Raw genomic sequence first — 24,330 nt, 5'->3', positions numbered from 1 at the left:
ATGGTCGGGCCAGACAAAGTGCAACACTTCACATCTACACAGCCGCCAATCGTTTCCGAAGCCGGCGCTGTCGACCTGATCTCCGCGCCGGAGCGAGATTTGCTCTGCGTGCTTTCTTATGTCTACCTTGCGTGCGGACAGAGCGCCCAGAGCCTGGCTCTGTTGCGGCTGGTCGCTCACGAACAGTCTCAAGACATCGGCCTGCTCCGCATCCTGGCCTACGCTCTCATCTCGGAGCGTCGCGGTGACGAAGCACTGTCGGTATTGGACAGGCTGGACAAACTGGATGACGAGCCGTCTTCGGCTCCGCCCTTGATGCTGATGCGCAGCCACGCCCTGCGTCACGCTGGCCGCATCACCGAAGCGCAAGCCGTCTTCAAACGCTATGTTTTGTTGCGGGGCAGCACAGCTGCAATCAAACAACAATAAGGCTTCTCATGGCCAACCTTCTACGAAATCTCATCACGCGCGCGCCGGCTCACCCGGATTTGATGGTCGCGTTGATGCTTCTTCTGGCGATCGGAATGATGATCATGCCGATCCCGATCGTCGTGATCGACATGCTGATCGGCTTCAATCTGGGATTTGCCATATTGCTGTTGATGGTAGCCCTGTATCTCAACACGCCGCTCGACTTTTCGTCCCTGCCGGGCGTCATCCTGATCTCCACCGTCTTTCGTCTCGCTCTTACCGTTGCAACGACGCGACTGATCCTAGCCGAGGGCGATGCCGGCAGCATCATCCATACGTTCGGCGATTTCGTCATATCCGGCAACATCGCCGTCGGCATTGTCATATTCCTGATCGTGACCATGGTGCAGTTCATGGTTCTCGCCAAGGGCGCCGAACGGGTGGCGGAGGTATCGGCGCGCTTCACGCTCCATGCGCTGCCGGGCAAGCAGATGGCTATCGACGCGGAGCTGCGCAACGGCCATATCGATCAGCACGAAGCCCGCAGCCGGCGCGGCGCGCTGGAGCGAGAAAGCCAACTGCACGGCGCGATGGACGGCGCCATGAAATTCGTGAAGGGCGATGCCATAGCCGGACTAATAGTCATCTGCATCAACATGCTGGGTGGCATCACGATCGGATCGCTCTCCAAGGGCATGTCCCTCGAGGAGGCGATGCATCAATACACCATCCTGACGATCGGTGATGCGCTCATTTCGCAAATTCCGGCCCTGCTGCTGTCAATTACAGCCGCAACCATTGTCACTCGTGTCAACGGTCCTTCCAGACTCAATCTCGGCGCCGATATCGTCAACCAACTTACGGCCAGCACACAAGCGCTACGCTTGGCCTCCTGTGTCTTGCTTGTGATGGGATTCGTTCCTGGCTTCCCTTTGCCCCCCTTTGTCATACTGGCCGCGCTGTTCTCCGCCGCCAGCTTTCTCAAGGTTGGCGTGCAAGAGGGCAAGACCGCTCCCAAGAGCAGCGCCGGTCCCACCGGTTCGGCTCCCGCTTCCGCACAAGGTCAGAAGCAAACCGTGCCCGCGGAGGCACTCCCGATTACGCTGTTGCTGGCGCCGAGCCTGATGCAGGCAATCGACGTAGGGGAACTCGAGCAGTGCGTCGCACGGGTTTCGGCACTGGTTTCAGCTGATCTTGGCATCACAATTCCACGCATTCCCGCCCAAAGCGCACAGCACCTGGCCCAATCGCAATTCCGGGTGGATGTCGAAGGAGTGCCGGTGGAAGAGGGCGCCATTGACCCGACACAACTCTTACTTAACGACGACGTGGCGAACATTGAATTGAGCGGGATCCCCTTTTGGCGGGACCCAGACACGAATCGGATCTGGATCGAACAAGGCCATGCGCCTGCTCTCAAAGCTGCCGGAATAGGGCACCACCGTCCGAGCGAAATCATCGCCTTGCGCGTCCAGTCGACGTTGACACGCTATGCACAGCGCCTGGTGGGCATTCAGGAAACGCGTCAGTTGCTTAGCCGGATGGAGCAGGAATATGCCGATCTGGTGAAGGAGGTGCTGCGCACGACACCGATCCCTCGCATCGCGGATGTCCTACGTCGCTTGCTGGACGAGGGCATCCCGATCCGGAACACCCGTTTGGTTCTGGAGGCGCTTGCAGAATGGAGCGAACGGGAGCAAAATGCCGTACTGCTCACCGAATATGTGCGCTCCGTTCTGAAGCGGCAGATCTGTCACCGCTATGCCAACGCCCATCGTGTTGTGGCGGCCTTTATCGTCGAGCGTGAGACCGAGGATATCGTGCGAGGTGCGGTGCGCGAGACCGCTGTCGGTCCCTACCTCGTTTTGGAGGATCGGCAAAGCGAGATGCTACTTTCACAATTTCGCCAGATCCATTCGAGCATCGCGCGCAGTCAGAACCAGCCAGTTATCCTGGGCTCGATGGATATCCGGCGCTTCGTCCGCGGCTTTCTCACCCGCAATGGAATAGACCTACCTGTTCTCTCGTATCAGGATCTCGCCTCGGATTTCACCGTCCAGCCGATTGGCTCCGTCAAACTTGCGCCTGGCAAGGACAAGACTCCTACAGGCGGGCATCGTGACCTCCTCCCTGCGGCTGGCTGACGAGCACAGGTGTGTGGTCGTGAGGTCGCTTATGAATTCATGTAAGATTAATGTTCTGCGGCGCTGGCGTAACTTTCGTCGCCATTCGTGCTCGGCCTTTCTCCCCATGCTTGTCATCGTGCTGCTCGCGGGTTGCGCTAACTCGCACAAGTCGGGTCTTTCACAGCAGCCGGCGTCTACGGCAGAGCTGGTTGGGGCCAAGGAGGTCGATCCAGCTATTCGCGAGCGCATCTCTCACGCCCTCGGTCAGGATGCTGACGAGAAGGCTTTGCGCGATGCGCTGAAGCAACGACCGGATAATGTCGATGCAGCGATTCCTCTTGCGCGGGGCCTGCTGATGCGTGAAAGCCCTGATGAGGCGCTTGAGGTGCTCGACAACATCTTGCTTGCAGCACCCGGCGACCTGCGCGCACTGAATGCCAAAGGTGTTGTGCTCGATCACGAGGGCCGCCATCACGAGGCGCAAACGCTATACCGCCAAGCTCTGGCAATTGACCCAGAAAATCCGATGTTGAGCAACAATCTCAAGCTGTCGCTCGCCCTTGAAGGGACGACGCAGAACGGCAATCCGGGTCCACAACTGCAAGCGGATGGCCGGCACGCACCGTACCGTTAGACGTAGCCAACGAACAAGAGCGGATCGCAGTTGCTCGGTGCCTCTCTGTCAGCTTACCGACAGCTAGCCGATTATCAGCCGCCGTGGAGGCTCAAGAGTTAAATTCCCGGCGAAGCGACAGTTCGTACAATGAAACCGGCATGTATAACCAAATCAGTAACCCAACCACACGCCAAGTGTATCCGCGACCGACCCACGAACAATGGGTCGTACTGAACTGATAGTCAAACGTTTCCAGGACATAGTCTCTACTAAGAATTGGGCGCCATCGAATTCTTCCTCCGGTCGATCTTGGATGGCAACCCCGCCGTACTCGCTTGTTTCCGAGCCGCCAGCGGTTGATATCTCAAAGTGTTCCGTCGAGCGCGATAAGTTTCCTGGACGAGATGACAGCACCTCGACGATTAGATCTCAGGGTCACTCATCCGCTGGCCAACAACCCAGGCGATATCCTCCTGGAACGACAGCTCCGGCTCGATGGCGACGAATCGCTCGTCCTCTCTACGCATTCAATCGCCCAGCGAAAGCTCGCGCAGCAGCGTTGGGGTTTGCTGAGGTAAGTAACGCGATGATCGCGCTTGATCCCGCCAAGCGGGGCGACAAGTGGAACAAGAACAAAGATGCCAAATGCGCGAGCAGGCAGCTTATATCTTTGCCGCAGCTGAAGACAGTAGCGCCAACGCCGACATGATTTCACCAGGGCTGGCTTGCGCAACCGGATCACCTGGCCACCGTTCTCCCTCGTGAACCTTACTTATTGTTCGATCGTAGATCTGCGAAGCGCCCGCTGCCGTCAACGAAAACATGCGGCCGAGGAACTAAAGTATCTCTCGAGCTCCGCGATCGCGCGTTCCTCCCACTCTGCAGCTTGCGCTAGTAATGAGTCCCGTTGGATTGGCCGAAATGCGGCGGACTGACGGCACAACGAAGCTATCGCGCGATAGCGGCGCACGTTTTCCATAACGGCCGGTCCGGTCATGTGTGGATCTCCTCCCCTGCTATCCCGGGCAAGAACTTGCTCGAAAACCGTTTTCGATCCGTTAGCGATCGGAGTGGAAGGCGTGAATGGTTGGCAGAATCTTGCCGGCATGAGAGGGCCGATAATGAACGTCTTCCACAAGGAGCACATCCACATAAAAGCCGGCTCGGCAGTGCTCCATCCGGGCGCTTCTGCACCCCGTTGTCTCAGTTAAGCGGAATGTAGAAATAGCTAACGGAACGAGGCACGTCTCGGCTTGCAATCTCAATCAGATGACTGCGATCTGGCCTGTCTTTCGAATCCTCAAGAGTAGTGAGCAATCCGTTTATTCGTGATTTGAAGGACGGAGAGGGCCGGTGCTTTGTCGGCATCCCCTTGCCTCCATAAACAGCAAACGGCACACAACTGTGACTTCCTCCGTCTCATCGAAGCTAGCGAGACTGAGCAGTTGTTACCTCGCCGGTCGACAACCGAAGTGCTGCTTAGTGACAAATCCTCTTAATCCCGCAACCCTAGGCGATCTACGAGGTCGTGTAGGTAATCGCATAACCTTCCGTGGCTCGGTTTACTTGATTTAGCGATGCGCTTGCGCGGCGGGAGTGCACAGGGATTCGCCGAGAATTAAGCGGAATCGAAGAAGGCCAGAGATACTCATCGATGCTCATCTCAAATAGTATCGCCGCAAGTGCCGAAAAGTAAAAGGCTATGGGAACGAGGCTAACGGCCGGGATCTCGCAGACTAACCACCCCTTGGTGCACATCCGATTGGGGCCCGGGCCTCCCATCCGATGCCACGTGTGCCGCTAATTGTGCTTCAAAACGTGCCGCAGTCCTACCCCTCAACAGGCGGTGTCGTGGATCTGCTGAAACTATGGTGCCTTTCAGCATGGCGGCCCCGCCGGAGTCAGGTGAGGCCGTGTTGGACGGGCGACTAGCAATGACGAGTGTCCCTGGTTTTGCGGTCGTGTGTATCATGAAAGGCTACTGCGCCATTCAAGGGGAGGCACCAGCCAGCCGAAAGGCCTTTGGGCATCAGCCTACCAAAACAAGGAGACGACGGCATCCTTTGTTTGTTTGTAGCATATGCTGTGCGAGCGTACGGCTGACAACAGATGACAACAATGTAGCGCCGGAGCGCTTGCAGCGTACGCGATTAGGGGCACTCGGATGATCACGCCGTTTCGACGGAACTGGAGTCCAAAAGAATTATTCGATGCTCTTACGCCAGCGATGTTCGCCGCCGAGCCGTCGGCTGTCCGTGCACGTTGGGACAAATTGTGGCCTGATCTGTACACGGAATATGACGCCCGTTATCTGAAACAAGAATTAGTGGCGCGAAATCTTATTGCTTCCGATGAAGCCGCGGCATTCTTCAACGCTTGGGCGATTGACGAAGAGCGCCACACCGACGGATTCATCCGAATCATTGAACTTGTGGCTGACGGATCGGAAAAGGATCTTCGGGCGAGATTGGAGGCCCGAACGCATGATTTTGGTCCGATCGTTGAACACCTGAAGGACGAATTCTCCCTAATGGTTATAATCGCGTTTGATGAGATGTGCACTTGCCGCGCCTATGCAGCAGAAAAGCCATTTTATGACGCCCTTGGGAACGACACGTTCCATCATTGGCTGCGGGAGGTTATTGCCGACGAGGCGGTCCACTCGATGAACGCCGTCAACGTTATCCGCGCACGCTATCGCGACCGCATCGACCAAGCCGCCACAATTCTCGATAACCTAATCCGTGCGGCCGATAATCTACGTTATTCAGGCACCTTCGTCCTCGACTACTTCGGCGCAGTGTACTCCAAGGAGCTGCTCGCCGATTCCCGCCTCGCGACCATGAGAAATATTGCCAAGCCACTCATCGTGTAGAGCAAGATCTGTAACGAGAGTTGCACGGGCGTCATATCGCCGCTCAATCCACCTTTTAGTTTCCATTCTATCAGTAACGCCAAGTTGTCCTGACGCGTTGTGCGCAATGTCGTGTTCACGACATGTCGACGGTTCACCTTTGGCCAGAATAGTACGCGCCAGTTCTGTTTTGTGTCCAGTTGGCGTGCGCCCGACCGTGAGTACGCCATCCGGCAATTGGTCCGGCCTTTGCTCTGCTGTTTTGCCAAACGACGTGCGGCTCCCCGCTTTGTCGGATTTGTCCGCCACAAACGTGGATCAGTATGGAACGAAAGGCGATGCCATGAAGAACCGGATTTCGGTCACCGCCAAGGCGGGAGGTACCGCCGCTAAAGCCTCCGACTCGACGAGGCGCACCGCGCCGGCGGTCAAGCACGGAACGGATGATGGCACTGACTTATACCTTCCTGAAGAGGGTAGCGTCTTTCCCGACACGATCAGATCAGATCGACCAGCTAGCTTCACGCTTCAGAACGGTTTGGAGGTGGTCGTGATCCCGGATCATCGCACACCCGTTGTGACTCAGATGATCTGGTATAAGGTCGGTTCCGCCGACGAGCCGCCTGGCAAATCGGGGCTTGCGCATTTCCTCGAACACCTGATGTTCAAGGGCACCTCCAAATATCCGGCGAATGAATTCTCCAAGGCCGTGCTCCGCGCCGGCGGCAATCAGAACGCCTTCACCGGATTCGACTACACCAGCTACTTCCAGAACGTGCCGCGCGAGCACCTCGGCAAGATGATGGAATTTGAATCCGACCGCATGACCGGTCTCATTCTCAAAGATGAGAGCGTGCTGTCCGAGCGCGACGTCGTGCTGGAGGAATTCAATAAGAGCGTCGCTAACCGTCCAGGTGAACGGCTCGCTGAGCAGGTGATGGCGGCGCTTTACCTCAACCACCCCTACGGTCGCCCCATTATCGGGTGGCGCCAGGAAATCGAAAAGCTGACCCGAGAGGACGCGCTTACCTTCTACAAGCGCTTCTATGCACCGAACAACGCGATCCTGATTGTCGCTGGAGACGTCGCTCCCAAGGAAGTCCGCTCGATGTTGGAGAAGACGTTTGGCGCCATCCCCACGCAACCATCGATTCCCCTGGAACGCCTGCGGCCGCAGGAGCCGACGCCGGCGGCGCCGCGCACAGTGACGTTGGCCGATTCCCGCGTCGAGCAGCCAGCCCTGCACCGCTATTATCTCGTACCGTCGGCTCGCACCGCAGCCGCCGGCGAGGGTCCAGTGCTTGGCGTGCTACAGCAGTTGATGGGCGGCGGCGTCAACTCATATCTCTATCGCTCGCTGGTGGTCGAAAAGCAGCTCGCGGTCGCTGCCAGAGCGAGCTACCACTCTGCCGCGCTCGATCCCTCGCAATTCGCGATCTCTGCCATACCAAAACCTGGCGTCAAACTCAGCCAGATCGAGCGCTCCATCGACGAGGTAATCGCCGACATTACGCGTAATCCCGCGAGCACCGAAGATCTCGATCGGGTCAAGACGCGGCTGATCGCGCAGATAACCTACGCCCAGGACGATCAGGAAATGCTCGCGCGCTGGTATGGCCGCGGCCTGACAACGGGACTATGCATCGACGATATTCGCGGTTGGCCGGACGGCATCCGCTCGGTCAGTGCACAGCAGGTGCACGAGGCCGTGCGGAAATGGCTCGACAAAAAACGATCGGTGACCGGCTATCTCATCAAAGAGTCTACGCCAAACTACGGGGAGACGCTCTAGTGATCTATCCTTGCACACGACGTGGGATCCTCCTCGGGGGAGCCTCGCTCCCAATCGCGATGCTCGCTTCGCCAAATTCGCTTGCGGCCACGAGGACGCTTGCGCGGACCGGGATCAAGCGCCTGGTTTCGTCTTGCGGCATAGAAGCCTGGTTCGTGCAGGATTCCACTGTCCCGTTGATCGCGATGGAATTTGCCTTCACCGGCGGCGCGACTCAGGACCCACCTCAAAAACCTGGCGTAGGCCACATGGTTGCTGGCCTGCTCAAGGAAGGTTCCGGCGACCTTGACTTCAAGACCTTTCATGAGCGGCTCGACCGTCGTGCCATCGAGCTGGGTTTTCGCTCGACCCATGATCACTTCCGCGGTGCCTTGCGCACGCTCGAGGACAACGCGGACGAGGCCTTCGAACTTTTACGGATGGCGCTAACCTCGCCGCGTTTCGACGCGGCCGATATCGAACGGATCCGTGCCACTGTGCTTGCGCGCCTTCGGCACAACTCGACCGATCCTTCGTCTCTGGCCCATCGCAAGTTCCTCGAAGTCGCCTTTAGCGATCATCCTTATGCTCGCCCAGCCGGAGGCTCGCTGGAAAGCGTGCCGAAGATCGAGGTCGCGGATCTCAAGGGCTATGTCCGACGCGTGATCGCAAAAGACACGCTCAAGATCGCGGTGGTCGGCGACGTCGATCCAGGGGTCCTCTGCAAACTGCTCGACAAGTCCTTTGGCAGCCTGCCGACCAAAGCGGAAGTGACGCCGGTTCCCGAAGTCGTCGCAGCAAAGCCGCCGCAGCGGGTCTTTATTCCGCTCGACGTGCCGCAGACAGCTGTGACTTTTGGCGGTCCAGCCGTCCGTCGCGGCGAGCCCGATTTCATGGCCGCCTATGTCGTCAACCACATTCTCGGCGGTGCCGGCCTGACGTCGCGCCTGTTCCGCGAAATCCGCGAGAAGCGCGGACTGGCCTATTCGGTCCGTGAGAACCTGGTCTGGTTGGATCATTCAGCCATGTTTCTCGGCAATAGCGGCACCTACGCCGATCGTGCCGGCGAAACGGTCGAAGAAATCGAGAAGCAGGTCCGCCACATCGCCGAGGAAGGACCGACTCAGCAGGAACTCGATGATGCAAAGTCCTACCTGAAGGGCTCGCAAGTACTGGCTCTCAACACATCATCAAAGCTTGCGCGAACGCTGTTGCAGCATCAGCTTGACAAGCTGCCCATCGACTATTTCGAAAAGCACAACGCCGTGGTCGATGGGGTGACGTTGGAGGACGCCAAGAGAGCAGCGCAGCGGCTGTGGGGCGCGGGTCTGCTCACAATTATCGTCGGCCGCTCCCCAAAGGACGCAGCGCAGCCGACCACCATGCCATCGGGGACCACACCCCCGCCAGGCGCCGAGCAGCTAGGCGCCGCCCCGACGGCGCCACCGAATTGACTTTCTAGCAGCCCAGGCGCTTAGCAAGCGCCTCCCTGTTGCGCGCAGAGTGCGTCTAGCCACCCGCCTTTAGCTCGCGGAGATATTCGATCATCGGGCAGTTACCACGCGGCCGCTCGAGTGCCGCTTTTGCTCAATCGCTTTGCCAAACAAGGCGGTAGTCCGGCTTGAAGTCTTCAGGTAGCGAATTGCAAAAATAGAGCTATCACCAAGAAAAACGGCCTCAGAGGGCGATACGCTGAGGCAGAGCTTCCACTGTGGTCGTGCCATTGGGGGAATGGCACAGACGTGGAAATAACCGCTTACCAAATGGCTTGTTCTTAATTCTTTTCATTTCCGGCCTGACCAGCAATCGCCGGATCGGAGCTCTTCGCGGCGGAAGGGGATCGCTACTTTCGGCGGCCTTCGGCGGCAGCAATGAGGTCGACACTTCCTGTTTTCCACGCCTGCCTCGATTGTTGCAGTAAGTATCCGCCTTAGTCGCATTCAGTTGTGCTCGAGTTGCGTTACCCTGGTCGGCTGGCGTTCGTACCGTGGCGCCAGCGGGATCGATGCCCCCTAGAGCGCAGCTCTAGGGGATGCCTAACAAGCTTCGGTAGTTGTCCCATGAAGGATATGAAGGTGAGCATGATGTAGCTTTACGCCGAGGCCGAGTATGCAGACCAATTATCTAAAGCGCGACCGACCAGAAGAAACGAGAACTGGACGCGCACCTCGCACCCCATTTCAGGCGGGCTTGCCTCAAATCGAAAGAGTGGTCAGAGTGGGCGCTTTAAAACGGTAATGTACACCGTCTGCCGCACCCAAGGAAGCGGCCCAGCGAGAGCGCACAGGCGCCAGACCATCGTTCATTCCCTGCAGATTCTTCTCGACCTGCACCACGTCGCCTCATCGGCGAACTCTGTGCCCAAGACAAAGATCGTCCCGATCGCTCGACGCCGACGACGGAGAGTCCTCGATATCGCTTCGCCACCGCCGTCGGCCGGCGCGCCCTGCTCACCTTTCGATCTTGTTCTCCATGACACGATAGTCTCGCCTCGGCGCGAACAGATGCATGCTTGCTATTTCCGTCAGCATCAGCGCTCGCATATCTCGATATTCTTCAGCAGAGTGAGATTTCGGTCGTTCAGGGTCATCTCTCAGTAATTGACCAGCCACTTCGCTGTCTGCCGAAAAGACGACGATCTGATCCGGCAGACCTTTGATGATCTGCCAAACCATAGTCGGACGCGTAGCACCGCCTCGATTGCGCTTCCACCGAGCTCGCAATCTGACGCTACGTAAGATTCGCTCGCTTCATGCCAATCTAGATAGCGGCAGCAATAGATGACCTATGGCAATCGCCGATCACCACAGGCAGACCGTGGTTCTTGGCGGCGCGCATTCCAGCCGCCCACAAACCTCACGTAGATCACCAGTACAAGTGATTTACTCCCCATTCTCGGCCTGCATCGTCGTTGCGATCCAAGGACGTCACTCGCTTGATGTTGAAAACATTCATCGGTTGCAGAGCTCTCGCATCGAAGATTCATTGCCCCTTCTTTCTGCCATGTTCGCACCCAAAGCAGAGACGCGCCGGTTGCGCACTTTGCGCGCGGCAATAGCGAGTGTCTCAGGAGATTTCCATGGTGAAGCCAGTTGTAATTGTGGTCGGTGCGGACAAGGGAGGAGTCGGCAAGACGACCGTATCACGAACGCTACTGGACTACTTCAGCGTCAACAATGTGCAAACACGCGCATTCGACACGGAGTCGCCGAGGGGAACGCTGAAGCGCTTTTATCCCGAGATCACCGAGATAGTTGACATGACGACGACGGCGGATCAGATGAAGATCTTCGATACCCTGAACTCAGGGCTGTCCGTCACTGTCATCGATGCTCGCGCAGGCTTACTGTCCTCTGCGCTGGCTTCCTTGCGCGACATCGGATTTCTGGACTCGGCGCGGTCTGGCCAGATTACGTTTGCCGTGTTCCATATCCTGGGATCATCCATCGCTTCGCTAGACGAGATCGCGGAAACCGCGACCTTCATGAGCGGCGCAAAGTACTACCTGGTCAAGAACTTCATCAACGACACTCAATTCTTCCAGTGGGATCAAGCGACATACAATTCCTATTTTCACCGCATCAAACATGCGACTGAGTTGGTCATACCGAAGCTTAACGAGATGGCCTATGAGCAGGTGGAAGTCGCATCCGTCCCATTCATAGACTTCGTCGCAAACAAGGGTCGCAACGATGAGCCCGCGAACAACTCCTTCGTGCTGCGCGGCTATGTCCGGCACTGGCTGGCAAATGTCTGGAGCGAATTTGATCGCATCAACTTGACGGAACTGGCCGGCGCCAAGTCCGCCACCCGGGTCGGCGAGAAGTAGTCGCATATTCGGCGAGCTCAGGTCGGGCCCACGTACGAAACGAAATTGATCTGCTGGCTATGTTAGCGACCCCCATCTACATCATCTGCTCTCCTAGCCCGCAGGTCGGTAAAACTCTCATCGCTCGGGCCATGAGCGAGTTCTTGCTGCTGAAAAACGGCACAGTTCTGTCATTTGATGTCAACTTGAAAGAGCCATCATTGCTCGACTACCTCCCCAACATCACGGAGACCGCGGATGTGATCGATACTTACGGCAAGATGCAGCTGATGGACCCTCTTGTCATCCACGATCGGGTACCCAAGGTAATCGATCTCGGCTTTCACGCCTTCGACGAATTCTTCAAGATGTGCGAGGAGATCGGCTTCATGAAGGAGACGGCGCGCTGCTATGTCGCCCCTATCATCCTCTTCGTTGCGGGCGCTGACCGCATCTCCTTTCGCGGTTACGAAATGCTGCGGCGGCGAATTCCGCCGGGGTCGCTGGTCACCGTCCACAATGAATTCGTGCTGCGCGGCGGATTACCTGAAGCGATGGATGGCGAGCGGGTGCTTCGGATTCCCGCGCTTCCGCTGTTCCTCAAGAGATATATAGACCGAATTAGCTTTTCCTTCACCGGATATCTGCGCAACGAGAAGGACTGGTCCACCGAGCTGCATCAATGGATCCGACGGAATTACAGCATGTTTCGCGATCTGGATTCGAGTGTGATGCTGCGAAAGTCCTATCGATCTCGGGGGACGGATATCGACAGCCTACGTTGCACAAGGGCTACTTGAGATTCCGATCTGCTCGCCATCTATTCGTCCGGCTTATGAGTAGTCTTCAATGGCGCTCTCAACGGGACGCGAACGCATGAATTGCGGTATACGAATCTTCAGGTGGATTGCGCATCTTTACCGTGGTCGTCCGCACGGACCACGCGACCGGCAATTGACGGCAGCTCATTCGCCGAATGGCTCATGTAGACACGCCCGTCCTCGAAAGGATCGATGACTGTCTTCACCTTGGCGGCTAGGCGGATCGACGGGCCCTTCCATCACAGGAGGCTCATAGATCAAGGCCGAGTTTCCCGAGCACCTGGTGCATGACCGCGCTTTTGATCTCGCGGGCGATCTCGTTTCGGATCTGGGCTCCGAGCACCCGCTCGGCATCGGCAACGCCTGTCAAACCTTCCTCGGCCAGTCGGCGATTCAGACGGGTTTGAAACTCTTCGCCCATCGCGTCGACGAGCCGCTCCTGCATGGCAGCATAATCTTCGGGCGCGATGCGCCTCATCACGCTTTCCCACGGTTGCCAGCGCGTTGCCAGATAGTCCGGAAATTCCGCCGCTTCCTGATTCCGCACCGATGCCTCGGCGCTGGCCACATCGTCCTCGGTCACGTGAGAGACGTTCATGAAGCGCATGTCGGGAGCGATGTGCCGCAGCTCGAGCGGGTCGCGCAGCTGGGTCTGGTAGGCAAGGTAGACCTCGATTTCATCGACGTCCGCGTCGGGATCGGCACGACGAAGCGAGTTGACCCTCTCGCGCGCGATTCCGTCCAGCGCTTCCAAGCGAAACATGACGCGGCCGTGTTGGAGCAGTTCGCCCAGTCGCCCGTCATAGACGCCGTCCTCGACATCAGCGTTCAGGCGTGCGGTCTGCATGCCGTTCCAGGCCAAAGTAATGCGATCTTCGCAGCTCTCGTTCGCTCCCGAAGCCAACTCGAAATATTGCTTGCGCAAACGCGGCCTGACGGCTGCCTGCCGCAAATCTTCGGCGACGGCTTGGCGGAACGTCTCGTTGCCATAGCTCACGGTGCCCCGGAGCCTGTCGAGGAAGCGTGCATAGTCCGCGGCCCCCGCTTCATGGGCGAAGTGCTGCCAAGTCGCCATTGCCGTGGGCTCGCCCTCGAGCCAGTCCGCGGCAACCTCTTGCAGGGACCGCGGCTGAACTTCCACCGCTCCATCCGCGGTCGAGAAGAAAACCTGCGGGCCGGCATAGTTTCCGGCATGCATCGCTGTTGCCAGGCCGGCCTGCACCCAATCGGCGAGCGGATTATTCTCCAGATCAACACTCGAGTCACGGCTTAGCTGCGTCAGCAGGGTCTCGGGCACGCTGGTCAGCTGGTTGTTGCTGGCACCGAGCCACAGCAGCTCGGGCGGGACCGTCTCAGGTAGGCTGGTCAGCCGGTTGTGGCTGGCGCTGAGCCATTCGAGCTCGGCCGGAAGAGGCTCGGGCAGGTTCGTCAGCTGATTGTAGTCGACGTTCAGACGCTGGAGCCCGGCTGGAAGCTCGGGCAGGTGGGTCAGGCGGTTACCGCTAGCGTCCAACTCCTGAAGCGTTGCTGGAAGGGGTTCGGGCAGGCTGGTCAGCTGATTGTTGTCGACATTCAGCCGCCGCAATCCCGGCGGCAGCTCTGCGGGCAGGCGCGTCAGCCCATTGCTGATGGCATAGAGCCGCCGCAGGCCAGGTGGAAGCTCGGGTAGGCTGGTCAGCCGATTGTTGCTGGCGTAGAGCCGTTGGAGGCTCGCCGGAAGGGTCTCGGGCAGGCTGTCGAGCTGATTGTCGTCGACATTCAGGCGGCGCAACCCGGCCAGAATGGACGCCGACAAGGCGGTCAGGGACAGAGACGACAGATCTAGCGGCTCATTGAGATCACCCGTGCCCCGCCAAGCCCTCGTTCGACTTACCGCCTGTTGCCGATCCTCATGTTGCCCCTGCCCGTCTTCGGCAGCCCAGTCCGCCAACACCTCGTCCTGCGAGGCAGCCGCCTCGGCGGCGGACGCCTGCACGTCCGTCAAGGCCTCTCCCCACTGCGATGCGGCCGGAGAGCCCGGTTCGGAGCTTTCCGAATCGGAAGTTGCGGAAGGAGTACCAGCACCAAGCTGTTCTGCATTCATCGATGTCGTCTCTTCGGTAGCAAAATGAAGCGAACGCGCCGGGGCGGCGCATCTTAGAACCGGTAACCCCCGCCATGGATGACGCTCCACCGGCTAACTGCAATGAGGTCTCACGCACTGCTGGCGCGAATACGCTGCTGCGAGTGCTACCGAGTAACTTCAGAGGGTGTAGCGAACCCAGGCGAAGTCTCGCTCGTGGATCGGTTGATATTGGAGTCTATCCTGGTGTCCCCTGCCAGATCGCCGCCCGTTGAGCCGGACCTGCCAGCGCGCAGCGACGTTCATGATACGAGAGCCAGCTGTCGATAAGCTGACGGACCGCGGAGCGAGGAAACTGACGGCCCCCATCAATTTCTCAAGCTTAGGCTCAGCGCTCCGCAGACGAATCACTTCGAGCTGGGCCGACTGGTGCCGGGTGCCGGCACGCCGGCAGCGGGACGCTTAGGCCGGCAACTTTGCTGTCGCTTGCGGCGAGGCGGCCCCACTTCCCCCTGCGTTCAAACGCTTACGCTATATAGCTGAGCTTGCAGCCCATCGCGCCTAACGCCGCTCGGCCTTGGCTACGAGACGCGGCGCGCACCCGATGTTAACAACACGGGCTCGCTAAATTTCTCCGATGACGAGTTCCCAGCCATTTTGACATCGGCCACGAAGACCGGACTGCCCCTCGGCTCACCGTCGCACATCTCGACGGGCAAGCGCTGATGAGGCGGCACTTGACCCTTACGCGTTCGACTGAATGATCGAACAGCTGCATCTGGACTGGTGCGACACAGAGCTTCTGTATGTCGAGCTCAATGTAGTCGATCCGCGCCGCGACCAATGAACTCGAGCATCGACTGTGCCTCGTTGATCTCGCGTGAAACACGTTTCAAGATCCGTATTGCTATCTCCTCCGTCGCGATCAGTCCCGCTCTCTCGCAGGCTAACCCAAAATGATGCATCACCTGCTCGTCAGAGGGCGCGATACGATTCTGCAACAAGCTGATCGTCAATGACGAGAGCATGTGCTCGACGACGTCATTCTCCGCCTGGCTCAAGACCTAGTCCTTCTGATTTTTTTGTTCAGTTCTGTAATCTTTGGCCACCACATCGCGAGAGTGTCGCTGCGAAGGATAGTGATCTTCGACAGCTTCATGCCCGTTGAACGCTGCAATCGAGAGATTTATTTGGTCGGTTACCTCACTGCTCGGACCGCTTCTCCTCAGGGCGTACGGCTTAGCCGTGAGTTGCACGATTCTGATAGCTCCACAGCGGCATTCCGCTCTTTTGGAGTGCCGACCGAATGATGCTGCAAATATGGAAAGCTTCCCTAATTCCGACCTTCCCAATCAGAACGTCGTCAAGTTGCGATACACGAGAAACTATTCTCTCGCAAACGTCCCGGCCGGCCTGACCTCCGGCCTTTCGGCTCAACGCGTTGCAAGTCGTGGCGTCGCCCCACGATCTTCCGGCGCGGACGCTTTCCTCGAAACTCGGCAGAAATCTAGATTGAAACTCAACCGTCGCCTTTTGCTGGAACACCGAATGATCGACGCATTTGCTTGTCGTGCGTGAACACCACTGTTGAGAATTCAAGGATGTCGCTGGCGCGATCGATTTCGCCTAGCGCCCTCGTGAGGCTGGTTTGAAAAGGACATAAGACCTTCCGAGCTTTCACCGCAGGGCTCTGTGCGGCCATCAGTCCTGCCGGTCATCGCCTCTGGCCGGATATGAACCGTCTATTCCGTTGGAGTACTTGCTTGCGAGCGCGGGCGGTTCACCCAGCGCGCTTTCGCTGGACCGCTAAGAACGCGATTACGGCTGGGGTCAGCCATATTTTGCTGCCTGTATCATTCCATCATCCATGCCATTTCGCGACTCCAACTAGTCAGTGTACTTGACAATGGCTGGCCCGGCGCCCCGTGCCGACGGTGCAAATGGCTTTCCTGGCCATCGTCCAAAAGCTGGCAATCAGCAGGCCGCCCCCTCGATCTCCATTTTGCGATGCGCCATCAACGCCTGCCAAGCGGGCCTTTATCTTTTACGCATCAGCAAGCCTACAACCTGTCGCAGCGTGAGATTCAAGCTATTAAATCGGTCTTCTGAGGCCGACCGTGCACAGCCGGATGTCGATAGCAATGATTGTCCGTGGAATGCTCATTTGGCTCGACAGTGCGTCTAGCCGACATTTGCCTCGGATTGCCAAGATCCCAACCCCGGCGCGTGCGTTTCTTTGATTGGGTGCCGCGTGCCGAGGATCGCAGTCAGGCTGGCTCGCCTTCCTCAACAATCGCCCCCATGGCTTTCCCATGTTGTTGATGAGGTCCACCTCGCCCATAAATTATTTATCGGGTAAGCGATTGCGAATGCCCGGTAGCACCGCGGGACTGGCCAGCATCAGAGAGGAGGCGATCGCAATGAAGCCGCCACCGCTTTACGCGGCTTGGGCCGCTAGAGCTCGACATCGCTACGTTCCGAGGCGCGAGCTGTGTCCCAAGTCAGGTCGCGCCCAGCCTGAACAGGCAACAAAGCCGTCAAACGCTTGCAAATTCCGCTGCCATCGACCATGGGGACATGCGTTGTGCGTTAATAGCTCCTGCTTGAGCCGTCCGCGTGTCGGACATGGATTTGACTGCTCTCCGGTTCTCGGTTTTTGTTCGCGCACCAATCAATCCTGTGGAGCGCAGGAATTGTGCAAGGCACACGATCGCAGCGCCGTGAAAACGCGAGGATCTGCCGCGATTTCTCGTCACACGCGCGGTGTAGGGTGATATTGATTGATAAGAGTTGCATACATCGAACTGCTCGCCGAAAGAACGGGCGGAAGTCGCAAGTCCCCGGATGCAATTATTCGGCAGGAATGCGGAGCCAAGGAATGGCCGCTCGATGACGATCGCCATGCTTGATACTCCAGGGACGAAGTGATCTACATCTGTGATGACTTCAATTGATGATACATTAAGTGAGATCAGATGGCTGCGGAACGAAATCTGGCGCTGCCGTCGATTCCTTAAAAGGGACCTACCTGGCGCGGAGCGCAAGGCCGTTGAGAAGCGTCTGCTTGAACAGCTTTCTGCCTTTGAACGGCTCTTGTCGACGGCGTTTCCTTTGACCTTGAGCCCTAAGGTGTATTCGGCCAAGAGCATCACGATCGGGCGAAGCGACTCGCCTGAAGCGCCCATCGAGAACGCCGCAATGGCATCAAGCGGTTCCTTCGGGAAGTCGATGGGCGGCTAACAAAAGAGGTTTCCTAGCTCTATCTGTACCTTGAGCCCGGCAGTCGAGACCAAGCTAATCCCCAGCTGAGAAATCTGAGGAAGACGCGATCGAACAAACCTCCAACGCTAACATTCCGGCGATCTTTGCCAGTTATAGGCGATTTAGCCACCTGCCGGAAAATGCTTGGTTGTCGACCACAACGCCATAGATTGATGGGCAGCACGGATTCCTGCAGATGTCCGGCCGTAACCGCCACAGTCTACGCAGATTGTCCTTCCGACCAGTTACAGCGAGCCGATGGCAATCTCACGATGGCCTCAAAGTCGGCGAATGGCTGCAGCGCTGAATAAAGCGCAACTGCTGCAGTACGAAATCGAAGTTCAGAGCGCATTACAACCTCGTAACACGCGTGGGCGCACTATCGATCGCTGATCGAGGCCAATCGATTCACAGAGCTCAGTCCCCCTGATAGATGAACTGCGGCTCGGCAGGCTGATGCTTCAGCCCGATCGACTTTCGGCCACCAAGCTGGCCAAACTCCGGCGCCCGTCAGTCTGAACCTCACCGTCGCTCGATTTCTGCAACTACCACTCGGACGCCTCACTCTCGATGGAGGACGACCGGAAGCCTGTTGAGACGCCGTCTCGGTCCGTCGTTTCTCTCCGCCGCGGTTGGCATCATGCGGCGGCATTCGCCGCGCAAGTTCTTGAAATTGTCCCTAAGACAAAACATGGCCACGTCCACATCGCTACGCCCTGTAAAGCGGTCACAGAAGCGGATCACGTCTGGTCTGCACGACATCAAGACTTGCTCGGCCCGCCGATCTCGCGCGCGAGCGTGTCCTGTGCACCACGTGGCTGCGATCGCGATCGCGACGAGGGCGGCTGCACAGCGATGCGCATTGCAAGTCCAGCCCATTCGTCGCTCTTGATTCACCAAACCTGTCTTCAGCCGCATATCCATCACTATTATTCTTTGCCCCGCGAGCGTAATCTGTGTACCGGATTGGGCGCCTCGGCAGCCGCGGTCGCGCTGTTGCAGGGCAGCCGCAATGATTACGGCCTCCTGAATCATCGTCCCGCCATGCGCAACACGCTCATTGCGAAGACCGAGATACAAGAGCGATCGGCCGTTTAGCGCTTGTGTGGCGATGCTGGCTCCCAATATGGCGTTCTGCTTCGCAATGCCTACAACCTGACGCTACGGCCGATTCAAGCACTTTGAGCGTCCGCCATGTGTGAATACGTTCTGAGCCGGGCATAGCCACATTGGGGGCAGTAGGACGAACTCCCGACAACTGCACGCCTGACCGGCCGCCCCCGGGGAGGAACGTCACCGATGTTGGTGGATGATGCTCAGCCTAGTGTGGGGTTGAAGGCTCAAAGGGCATCGAGACGATCAGCGACAAGCTGCGTCGACGCAGCTCGCTTTGTTCGCGGTCCCAACCAGCTGACCTGCAGAGTCAAAGAGTTCGGTACGATGGATTTCCGAGAAGCACAGAGGTTTGGACCGACAGGCCAGGATACCGTGGCTGGATGGTGATTGTCGCAGCTGTCACGTACCGTCGATTCGACAGCCTCAAGCCGCCTGCTGCTATTCACGGTGAGCAATTGCTTGAAACCAGCTCAGCAGCTTCGACCTTGAGCCCCGCTGGCACGCCCGTTGCTACTAACACCGGCAGCGCGTCAGCCTGGGTGCAGCCTAGCCGGAAACACGGAAGACACCATTCGTCGTTGACTGCTGCAGGTCTTTCTGCGGACGGACGCGGACCGCGCGTTATGTTCGCGATTCCACGATCTAGAACAAAAGCGAGACTTCACATGAGCAAATTAGCGGTACGCGAGCTTTCCTTGGCCGGCAGGTTAAGTGTTGTGGCCGCAGCCATTCTGGTTTCGCCAGCAGCAGGCGCCAATGAGGATTTGATGAGGGCCGCCAAGCGGATTTTCAAGCCGATTCCCTCAATCGTTCCAGCGGTGAAGGGCAATCCTATCACCCATGAAAAGGTTACACTTGGCAAATCCTTGTTCTTCGATCCGAGGCTATCGGCGAGCGGGGTTATTAGCTGCAACTCGTGTCATAATCTTGGGACGGGCGGGGTAGATGCCGGCCCGACGTCGATTGGTCATCGCTGGCAGCTGGGGTCACGTCGTGCGCCAACAGTCTATAACGCGGTCTTCAACGTGGCGCAGTTCTGGGATGGGCGCGCGGCGGATCTTAAGGCGCAGGCCGCAGGCCCCGTCCAGGCCAGCGTCGAAATGAATGCGACGCCCGATCACGTGCTCAGAACATTGAATTCAATGACCGATTATGTCCTTATGTTCAGTAAGGCTTTTCCCAACGATGCGGCGCCAGTTACGTTTGAAAATTTCGCCAAGGCCATCGAGGCTTTCGAGGCGACCTTGATTACTCCCGCCGCCCCCTTCGATCAGTACCTCGAGGGCGATGAATATGCTCTCAGCGATCAGCAGAAAGCCGGGCTAAAGCTATTCATCGAAAAGGGATGCTCCTCTTGCCACAACGGAATCAACGTCGGTGGACAGGATTACTTCCCGTTCGGCGTCATTGAAAGGCCCGCCGAAAGCCTGCTTCCGAGGGAGGACAAGGGTCGTTTTGCCGTCACCAAGGATCTCGGCGATGAGTATGTTTTCCGTTCGGCGCCATTGCGCAACGTCGCATTGCGCCCGCCCTACTTTCATTCTGGTCAGGTTTGGAGTCTTAAGCAAGCGGTTGGCGTGATGAGTGAGGTTCAGCTTGGCGCAAAGCTCAGCGATGAAGAAACTGACGAGATTGTCGCCTTTCTGAATTCGCTCACCGGGCAGCTGCCAAAGATCGATTACCCGATACTGCCCACGCGCACCACTGCAACCCCAAAGCCCTCCTTAGACAAATAGGCCTTCACGATAGCGACAAGCTACCTTGTGATTAGCGAGGAAGATAGCGCTGCCGCAGCGAAATCAGGCGATGTCGCGGTCCAAGCTGGAGCATTCAGCAGGCCCAAATTGCGAGCCTCGAGTCCCAACCCGTTCGTCGCTGACGCAAGAATTCCTTAGGGGCCTGTCAAATTATCTATCCTGGGCAGCTCACTCCTGGGTCACCTCGCGTTGCAACGAAAGGCCCGCGCGCCCTGAAATGCGCCCGCAACCGGTGCTGCGAGGAAGACGCTCTCCCGTAGCTCGAGGGCGCAGCATATCATCTCACATCAGCCCTTTTTCCAAGCGCCCGGCAGCCGACCTTCTCCTCCGCGCACATCGGAAGGTTCGCCAAATCGGATGGCATGGACTTGTGCATCATTGACGAGTTTTACGGCCGCATGTTCGCCAAAGGACCATCTCCAATGCGAGAGGCGATGGGTCATCCTCGGCTTCCATCTCGTAGCTCCCGCATGTGCGGTTGGTGACGCGAGCGTCCAAAGCCCTACAATAAGATGCGGCGATTTAAGACGCCGGGTGGAGCCCGATACAAAGCCTCCCCTTGCCGCTAGCCGCGCAGATATTCCTTGAAACGGCACGCGGATTGCTGGGTAGGGATCAATCAGTTGCCGCGAAGGAAGCGGTCGCGGCGGAGCCGGAGTTCCAATGAGGCTTATCCGATTCATCCTGATCGATCTGGCTTTGATGCTGCTCGCACCCGAGAATGCAGAGGCCATGACTATGACGACCGGCGCAAACTTCAAATCGGCTATGAAAGCTGTGGGATCCTTGATGCGGATTTCCGGCCCCGAGCCAGTATTCAGTTCTGGCGTGAGCCGACATCTTTACCGTCAAACCTCTCAAGCCGCGCCATTTGGACATTCAGCAGAAGCCCTCGGCCCGGCCAACCAGGCTGAGACCCTCGCGCTGCTGGAAAGGCGCTTTGCCTCTCATTGGCAAGCGCACCGCGCAGCGTCCGATTGTCACGATGCGCGCGGCGCGGAGATGCTCAACAAGCCTCTGGTCTTAACACCGATCTGCAGTCCGCCGCCGCACCTTATGCCCTCACGTGAGCAGAGACGCCGTGCTGGAGCGGCACAGACTGGATTGTCGCAAGTATGGCCATCATCTCCATTGCAGCGATTGTGCTCGTGACTTGGACTGGAAGATACAGCACAGGCGCAGGTTCATGAAAGAAGCAAAAACGGACTATATTGAGGTTACGTTCAAGGGCTCTCTCGTAAACATTCCGCTACATGCGCAATTCGGCCTACCAGCCAAAGGCGTCACAGCGATTTTTGGTCCGCCCGGGTGCGGCAAGACCACACTCGCGCGCTGCATCGCTGGCGTGCAGCGTCTGCCGAACGGATTTTGTGCGGTCGATGGAGAGATTTGGCAGGATGAGACGACGTTTCGACCGCATCATCTGCGTCCCGTCGCATATGTATTCCAGCCACCAATTCTTCTTTCTCATTGGTCTGTACGGCGCACCCTTCTATACAACGCGTCAAAATCGACACCGACACTGATCGATTTTGATGGTGTGGTCGAATTGCTCGCCTTGGCGCCACTGCTCGAGCGTTCGCCATCACATCTTTCCGCGGCCGAGCGACAGCGACTTGCCATTGGCAACGCGCTGTTAGGCCAGCCTCGGCTACTTTTGCTGGACGATCCACTCATTGTGCTCGATCGCTCCGCAAAATGCGAGATCCTGCCATTTCTCGAGCGCATGCGGGAAAAGCTCCCATTGCCGATGGTCTATATCAGCCATGACATCGCGGATATCGAGCGTTTTGCCGATCATCTTGTCATGATGAAAGATGGCGTCGTGACTGCGGCCGGGCCCCTCAATGTCGTTCAGAGCGGCCCGGCGCTTGCCAGGCGCGGCGAAGCGGCAGTCTGTCTTGATACCGTGGTCGGCGGCTATGACGGACGCTATGGGCTGATCATGCTCCGCCTCAAGGGGGCGCGCCTTCTGATACCTGGAGCGCCGCTTAGACCGGGCGCGCAGCTGCGGCTGCGCATCGCAGCCGGCGACGTCAGCATTGCGTGCGAGTCCCCGCGCGCAAGCTCTATCCTCAATGTATTTCCGGCACGCATCAAAGCCTCTTTGCCGTTCGACGAGGCTGAGGTCACCTTGATTCTGACTCTTGAAACTGGCCGTTCTGGCGTGCCGCTTTTGGCGCGCATCACGCGCCGCTCCTTTGATGCGCTACGGCTCAGCAATGGAGCGGACGTATTCGCGGAGGTCGCGCGCGCCGTTCCGCTCGGGCTGCCGACCGGTTGCTTGCAACGCCCGCCACATCCGCATGAGAACGTTCGACAGCTATGCCCCGATACGAGAAACACATCAACAGGATCCCGGCCGTGATCGATAATGTGGATGAGATAGATCCGTATAGTGTGGGGGCAATTCTCTACCGTCCAAAAGATGATGTCGATAGGCTACTGGCCGATTTCGCTCAGGATATCGCCCAGCAAGGCGTACGCATCGGCGGCATCGTGCAGCGACACTCGAGGCGCGCAAATGGCACGCACATCATGCTCGCAATCGACGTTGCGACGGGACAAGAGATCTCGATTTCTCAGCCACTCAGCAGCGGAGCTATGTCCTGTAATCTCGATACAAATGGGCTTGCCGAGGCCGCAGCTGTCGTTTCCCAGGCACTTCGCAACAAGATCGATCTCCTCGTGATCAGCAAATTCGCCAAACAAGAAGCAGCTGGCCGGGGCCTGCGCGCCGAATTCGTTGACGCGATCACCCGAGGCGTACCAGTCCTGACAGCCGTTCCGAAGAAATGCCTTGCCGACTGGCGAACCTTCACCGCGGGCGTTGGCACGCTGCTGCCTTGTGATCGTCAATTCTTGGAGCAGTGGTGGTGCGATATCTCAACGCGCGTGGCGCGCAGCGGGGCCTTCAGCCCCAGCTGCGGTTATTTGGGGACGACGATACCGGACGGCTTGATGACGACAGTGAGACTGTCGAGCAAGTCGACTCCGAAATCGCCCATCAGATTCCTTCCCCGCCTCCGAAAACAGCCTTAGCTCTGGCGGCCGCTCCCACGCTCTGTGCCACCGTGATGCCTTGCGAACGTGCCGATTGCGGACGTTCAATGGCGAGACGTCGCAGTTCAACCAGCTGCGCGCGCTAACCAGTTCAAGCCGACATCAACCCCTCAGTCGGTTCTGCAGTGCCTGCCGGTCGCCGACGAGATTGCTAAGGTTCAGGTCTGGCTGCCGTCTTCCCGCCAACCGCCTGGCCAGCGCCCGCGTACCGTCGAGCACAAAGACACCGCAATCGTAGCCGTTCCTCTGTTGGCGTATGGGGGCGTTTTGCAGGTTGGCCCCCACGCGTTGTGCGAGCATTGCTGCAGGGCTATCATTGTGCCCCTTGGAGGAGTCGTAGTGGTAAGCAACGGGATTGTTGCGATCGCGGCGGTCCACCAGCAGCAGCGACCAATGGGAGCCGCGGTGATTGAGGTCCGTAGCGCTGGCATCGTTCATCGGCAAGAACAGGAAGTCGGCTGTATCATTCCCATTCCGATCATCGACAATGCGATGGAATGCGCGGAGCGCGTCGGCCTCAGTACCCTGGCCCACCCGAAAGGCCATGAGAGGATCTACAAACCGTATCCGGGCGGCGAGGTTGGGATTGCTTCCCTGCAACTCCTGCGACACGAGCTCGCAGTCCCGCTGGATATTGCTCGTCGCCCAGCCAGGCCCTGGCTCC

At 58.1% G+C, this 24,330-nt stretch carries 19 protein-coding genes; 13 read left to right on the top strand and 6 right to left on the bottom strand.

All coding sequences use genetic code 11. The annotated features are described in order from the left end of the window. The 3 genes from CWO91_RS03255 (at window position 1) to CWO91_RS03245 (ending at window position 3,171) form a co-directional block, all read left to right on the top strand. Window positions 1-429 carry a tetratricopeptide repeat protein gene (locus CWO91_RS03255; RefSeq protein ID WP_130212198.1) on the top strand — a complete coding sequence of 143 codons (429 nt, stop codon included), beginning with the start codon at window positions 1-3 and terminating at the stop codon, window positions 427-429. 8 nt (window positions 430-437) lie between these two features. Continuing rightward, a complete protein-coding gene (gene sctV / locus CWO91_RS03250) occupies window positions 438-2,555 on the top strand; it encodes a type III secretion system export apparatus subunit SctV (RefSeq protein WP_130212197.1) in 2,118 nt (705 codons plus the stop codon). 106 nt (window positions 2,556-2,661) lie between these two features. Further along, the gene (locus CWO91_RS03245) at window positions 2,662-3,171 is read left to right on the top strand and encodes a tetratricopeptide repeat protein (protein WP_130212196.1); all 510 of its coding nucleotides are present in this window, start codon (window positions 2,662-2,664) and stop codon (window positions 3,169-3,171) included. A gap of 793 nt (window positions 3,172-3,964) precedes the next feature. Here CWO91_RS03245 and CWO91_RS43995 read toward each other — a convergent pair. Then, complete coding sequence (locus CWO91_RS43995; RefSeq protein WP_091881765.1) at window positions 3,965-4,150, bottom strand: hypothetical protein; 186 nt, start codon at window positions 4,148-4,150, stop codon at window positions 3,965-3,967. A 1,167-nt stretch (window positions 4,151-5,317) separates the two neighbouring features. On the opposite strand from CWO91_RS43995, the gene CWO91_RS03235 reads away from it, so the two are divergent. The 3 genes from CWO91_RS03235 (at window position 5,318) to CWO91_RS42675 (ending at window position 9,232) form a co-directional block, all read left to right on the top strand. Continuing rightward, complete coding sequence (locus CWO91_RS03235; protein ID WP_245471107.1) at window positions 5,318-6,028, top strand: hypothetical protein; 711 nt, start codon at window positions 5,318-5,320, stop codon at window positions 6,026-6,028. Window positions 6,029-6,350: 322 nt separating this feature from the next. After that, on the top strand, window positions 6,351-7,799 hold the full coding sequence (locus CWO91_RS03230; protein ID WP_349643561.1) for a M16 family metallopeptidase: 1,449 nt from the start codon (window positions 6,351-6,353) through the stop codon (window positions 7,797-7,799). 59 nt (window positions 7,800-7,858) lie between these two features. Next, window positions 7,859-9,232, top strand: coding sequence for a M16 family metallopeptidase (locus tag CWO91_RS42675; RefSeq protein ID WP_165405204.1), 1,374 nt, complete (start codon window positions 7,859-7,861; stop codon window positions 9,230-9,232). A 996-nt stretch (window positions 9,233-10,228) separates the two neighbouring features. On the opposite strand, the gene CWO91_RS03215 is transcribed toward CWO91_RS42675, so the two are convergent. Next, the gene (locus CWO91_RS03215; protein WP_130212195.1) at window positions 10,229-10,453 is read right to left on the bottom strand and encodes a hypothetical protein; all 225 of its coding nucleotides are present in this window, start codon (window positions 10,451-10,453) and stop codon (window positions 10,229-10,231) included. Window positions 10,454-10,857: 404 nt separating this feature from the next. On the opposite strand from CWO91_RS03215, the gene CWO91_RS03210 reads away from it, so the two are divergent. Next, on the top strand, window positions 10,858-11,607 hold the full coding sequence (locus CWO91_RS03210; protein ID WP_130212194.1) for a hypothetical protein: 750 nt from the start codon (window positions 10,858-10,860) through the stop codon (window positions 11,605-11,607). A 59-nt stretch (window positions 11,608-11,666) separates the two neighbouring features. Then, window positions 11,667-12,386, top strand: coding sequence for a hypothetical protein (locus CWO91_RS03205; protein ID WP_130212193.1), 720 nt, complete (start codon window positions 11,667-11,669; stop codon window positions 12,384-12,386). A gap of 271 nt (window positions 12,387-12,657) precedes the next feature. Here the strand turns inward: CWO91_RS03205 and CWO91_RS03200 are convergent, their stop codons facing one another. The 3 genes from CWO91_RS03200 to CWO91_RS42670 all read right to left on the bottom strand — a co-directional run bounded on the left by CWO91_RS03200 (window position 12,658) and on the right by CWO91_RS42670 (window position 17,654). Next, window positions 12,658-14,490 carry an NEL-type E3 ubiquitin ligase domain-containing protein gene (locus tag CWO91_RS03200; protein ID WP_130212192.1) on the bottom strand — a complete coding sequence of 611 codons (1,833 nt, stop codon included), beginning with the start codon at window positions 14,488-14,490 and terminating at the stop codon, window positions 12,658-12,660. A gap of 794 nt (window positions 14,491-15,284) precedes the next feature. Next, window positions 15,285-15,530, bottom strand: a complete 246-nt coding sequence (locus tag CWO91_RS03195) for a hypothetical protein (RefSeq protein WP_245471106.1) — start codon at window positions 15,528-15,530, stop codon at window positions 15,285-15,287. A gap of 1,476 nt (window positions 15,531-17,006) precedes the next feature. Then, window positions 17,007-17,654, bottom strand: coding sequence for a hypothetical protein (locus CWO91_RS42670; protein WP_165405201.1), 648 nt, complete (start codon window positions 17,652-17,654; stop codon window positions 17,007-17,009). Between the two features lie 646 nt (window positions 17,655-18,300). Between CWO91_RS42670 and CWO91_RS42665 the strand changes: the two genes are divergently transcribed. From CWO91_RS42665 to CWO91_RS03160, 5 genes are all read left to right on the top strand, one after another. Further along, window positions 18,301-18,828, top strand: a complete 528-nt coding sequence (locus tag CWO91_RS42665; RefSeq protein ID WP_165405200.1) for a hypothetical protein — start codon at window positions 18,301-18,303, stop codon at window positions 18,826-18,828. Window positions 18,829-19,511: 683 nt separating this feature from the next. Next, a complete protein-coding gene (locus CWO91_RS03175; RefSeq protein ID WP_208752975.1) occupies window positions 19,512-20,582 on the top strand; it encodes a cytochrome-c peroxidase in 1,071 nt (356 codons plus the stop codon). A 684-nt stretch (window positions 20,583-21,266) separates the two neighbouring features. Beyond that, on the top strand, window positions 21,267-21,755 hold the full coding sequence (locus CWO91_RS43990; protein WP_245471105.1) for a hypothetical protein: 489 nt from the start codon (window positions 21,267-21,269) through the stop codon (window positions 21,753-21,755). 34 nt (window positions 21,756-21,789) lie between these two features. Then, complete coding sequence (gene modC / locus CWO91_RS03165; protein WP_130212190.1) at window positions 21,790-22,971, top strand: molybdenum ABC transporter ATP-binding protein; 1,182 nt, start codon at window positions 21,790-21,792, stop codon at window positions 22,969-22,971. Further along, complete coding sequence (locus tag CWO91_RS03160) at window positions 22,968-23,645, top strand: DUF2478 domain-containing protein (protein WP_245471104.1); 678 nt, start codon at window positions 22,968-22,970, stop codon at window positions 23,643-23,645. Before modC ends, CWO91_RS03160 begins: the two co-directional genes overlap by 4 nt. 123 nt (window positions 23,646-23,768) lie before the next feature. Here the strand turns inward: CWO91_RS03160 and CWO91_RS03155 are convergent, their stop codons facing one another. Next, window positions 23,769-24,278 (bottom strand): Ulp1 family isopeptidase, encoded by a 510-nt coding sequence (locus tag CWO91_RS03155; RefSeq protein WP_349643560.1) that lies wholly within the window; start codon window positions 24,276-24,278, stop codon window positions 23,769-23,771. Window positions 24,279-24,330: the final 52 nt, after the last annotated feature.

The sequence above is a fragment of the Bradyrhizobium genosp. SA-3 genome, from assembly GCF_004212635.1.
Taxonomy (GTDB): domain Bacteria; phylum Pseudomonadota; class Alphaproteobacteria; order Rhizobiales; family Xanthobacteraceae; genus Bradyrhizobium.
Note: the sequence above shows the minus strand (reverse complement) of the source record. Positions and strands in the feature narration are given on the sequence as shown.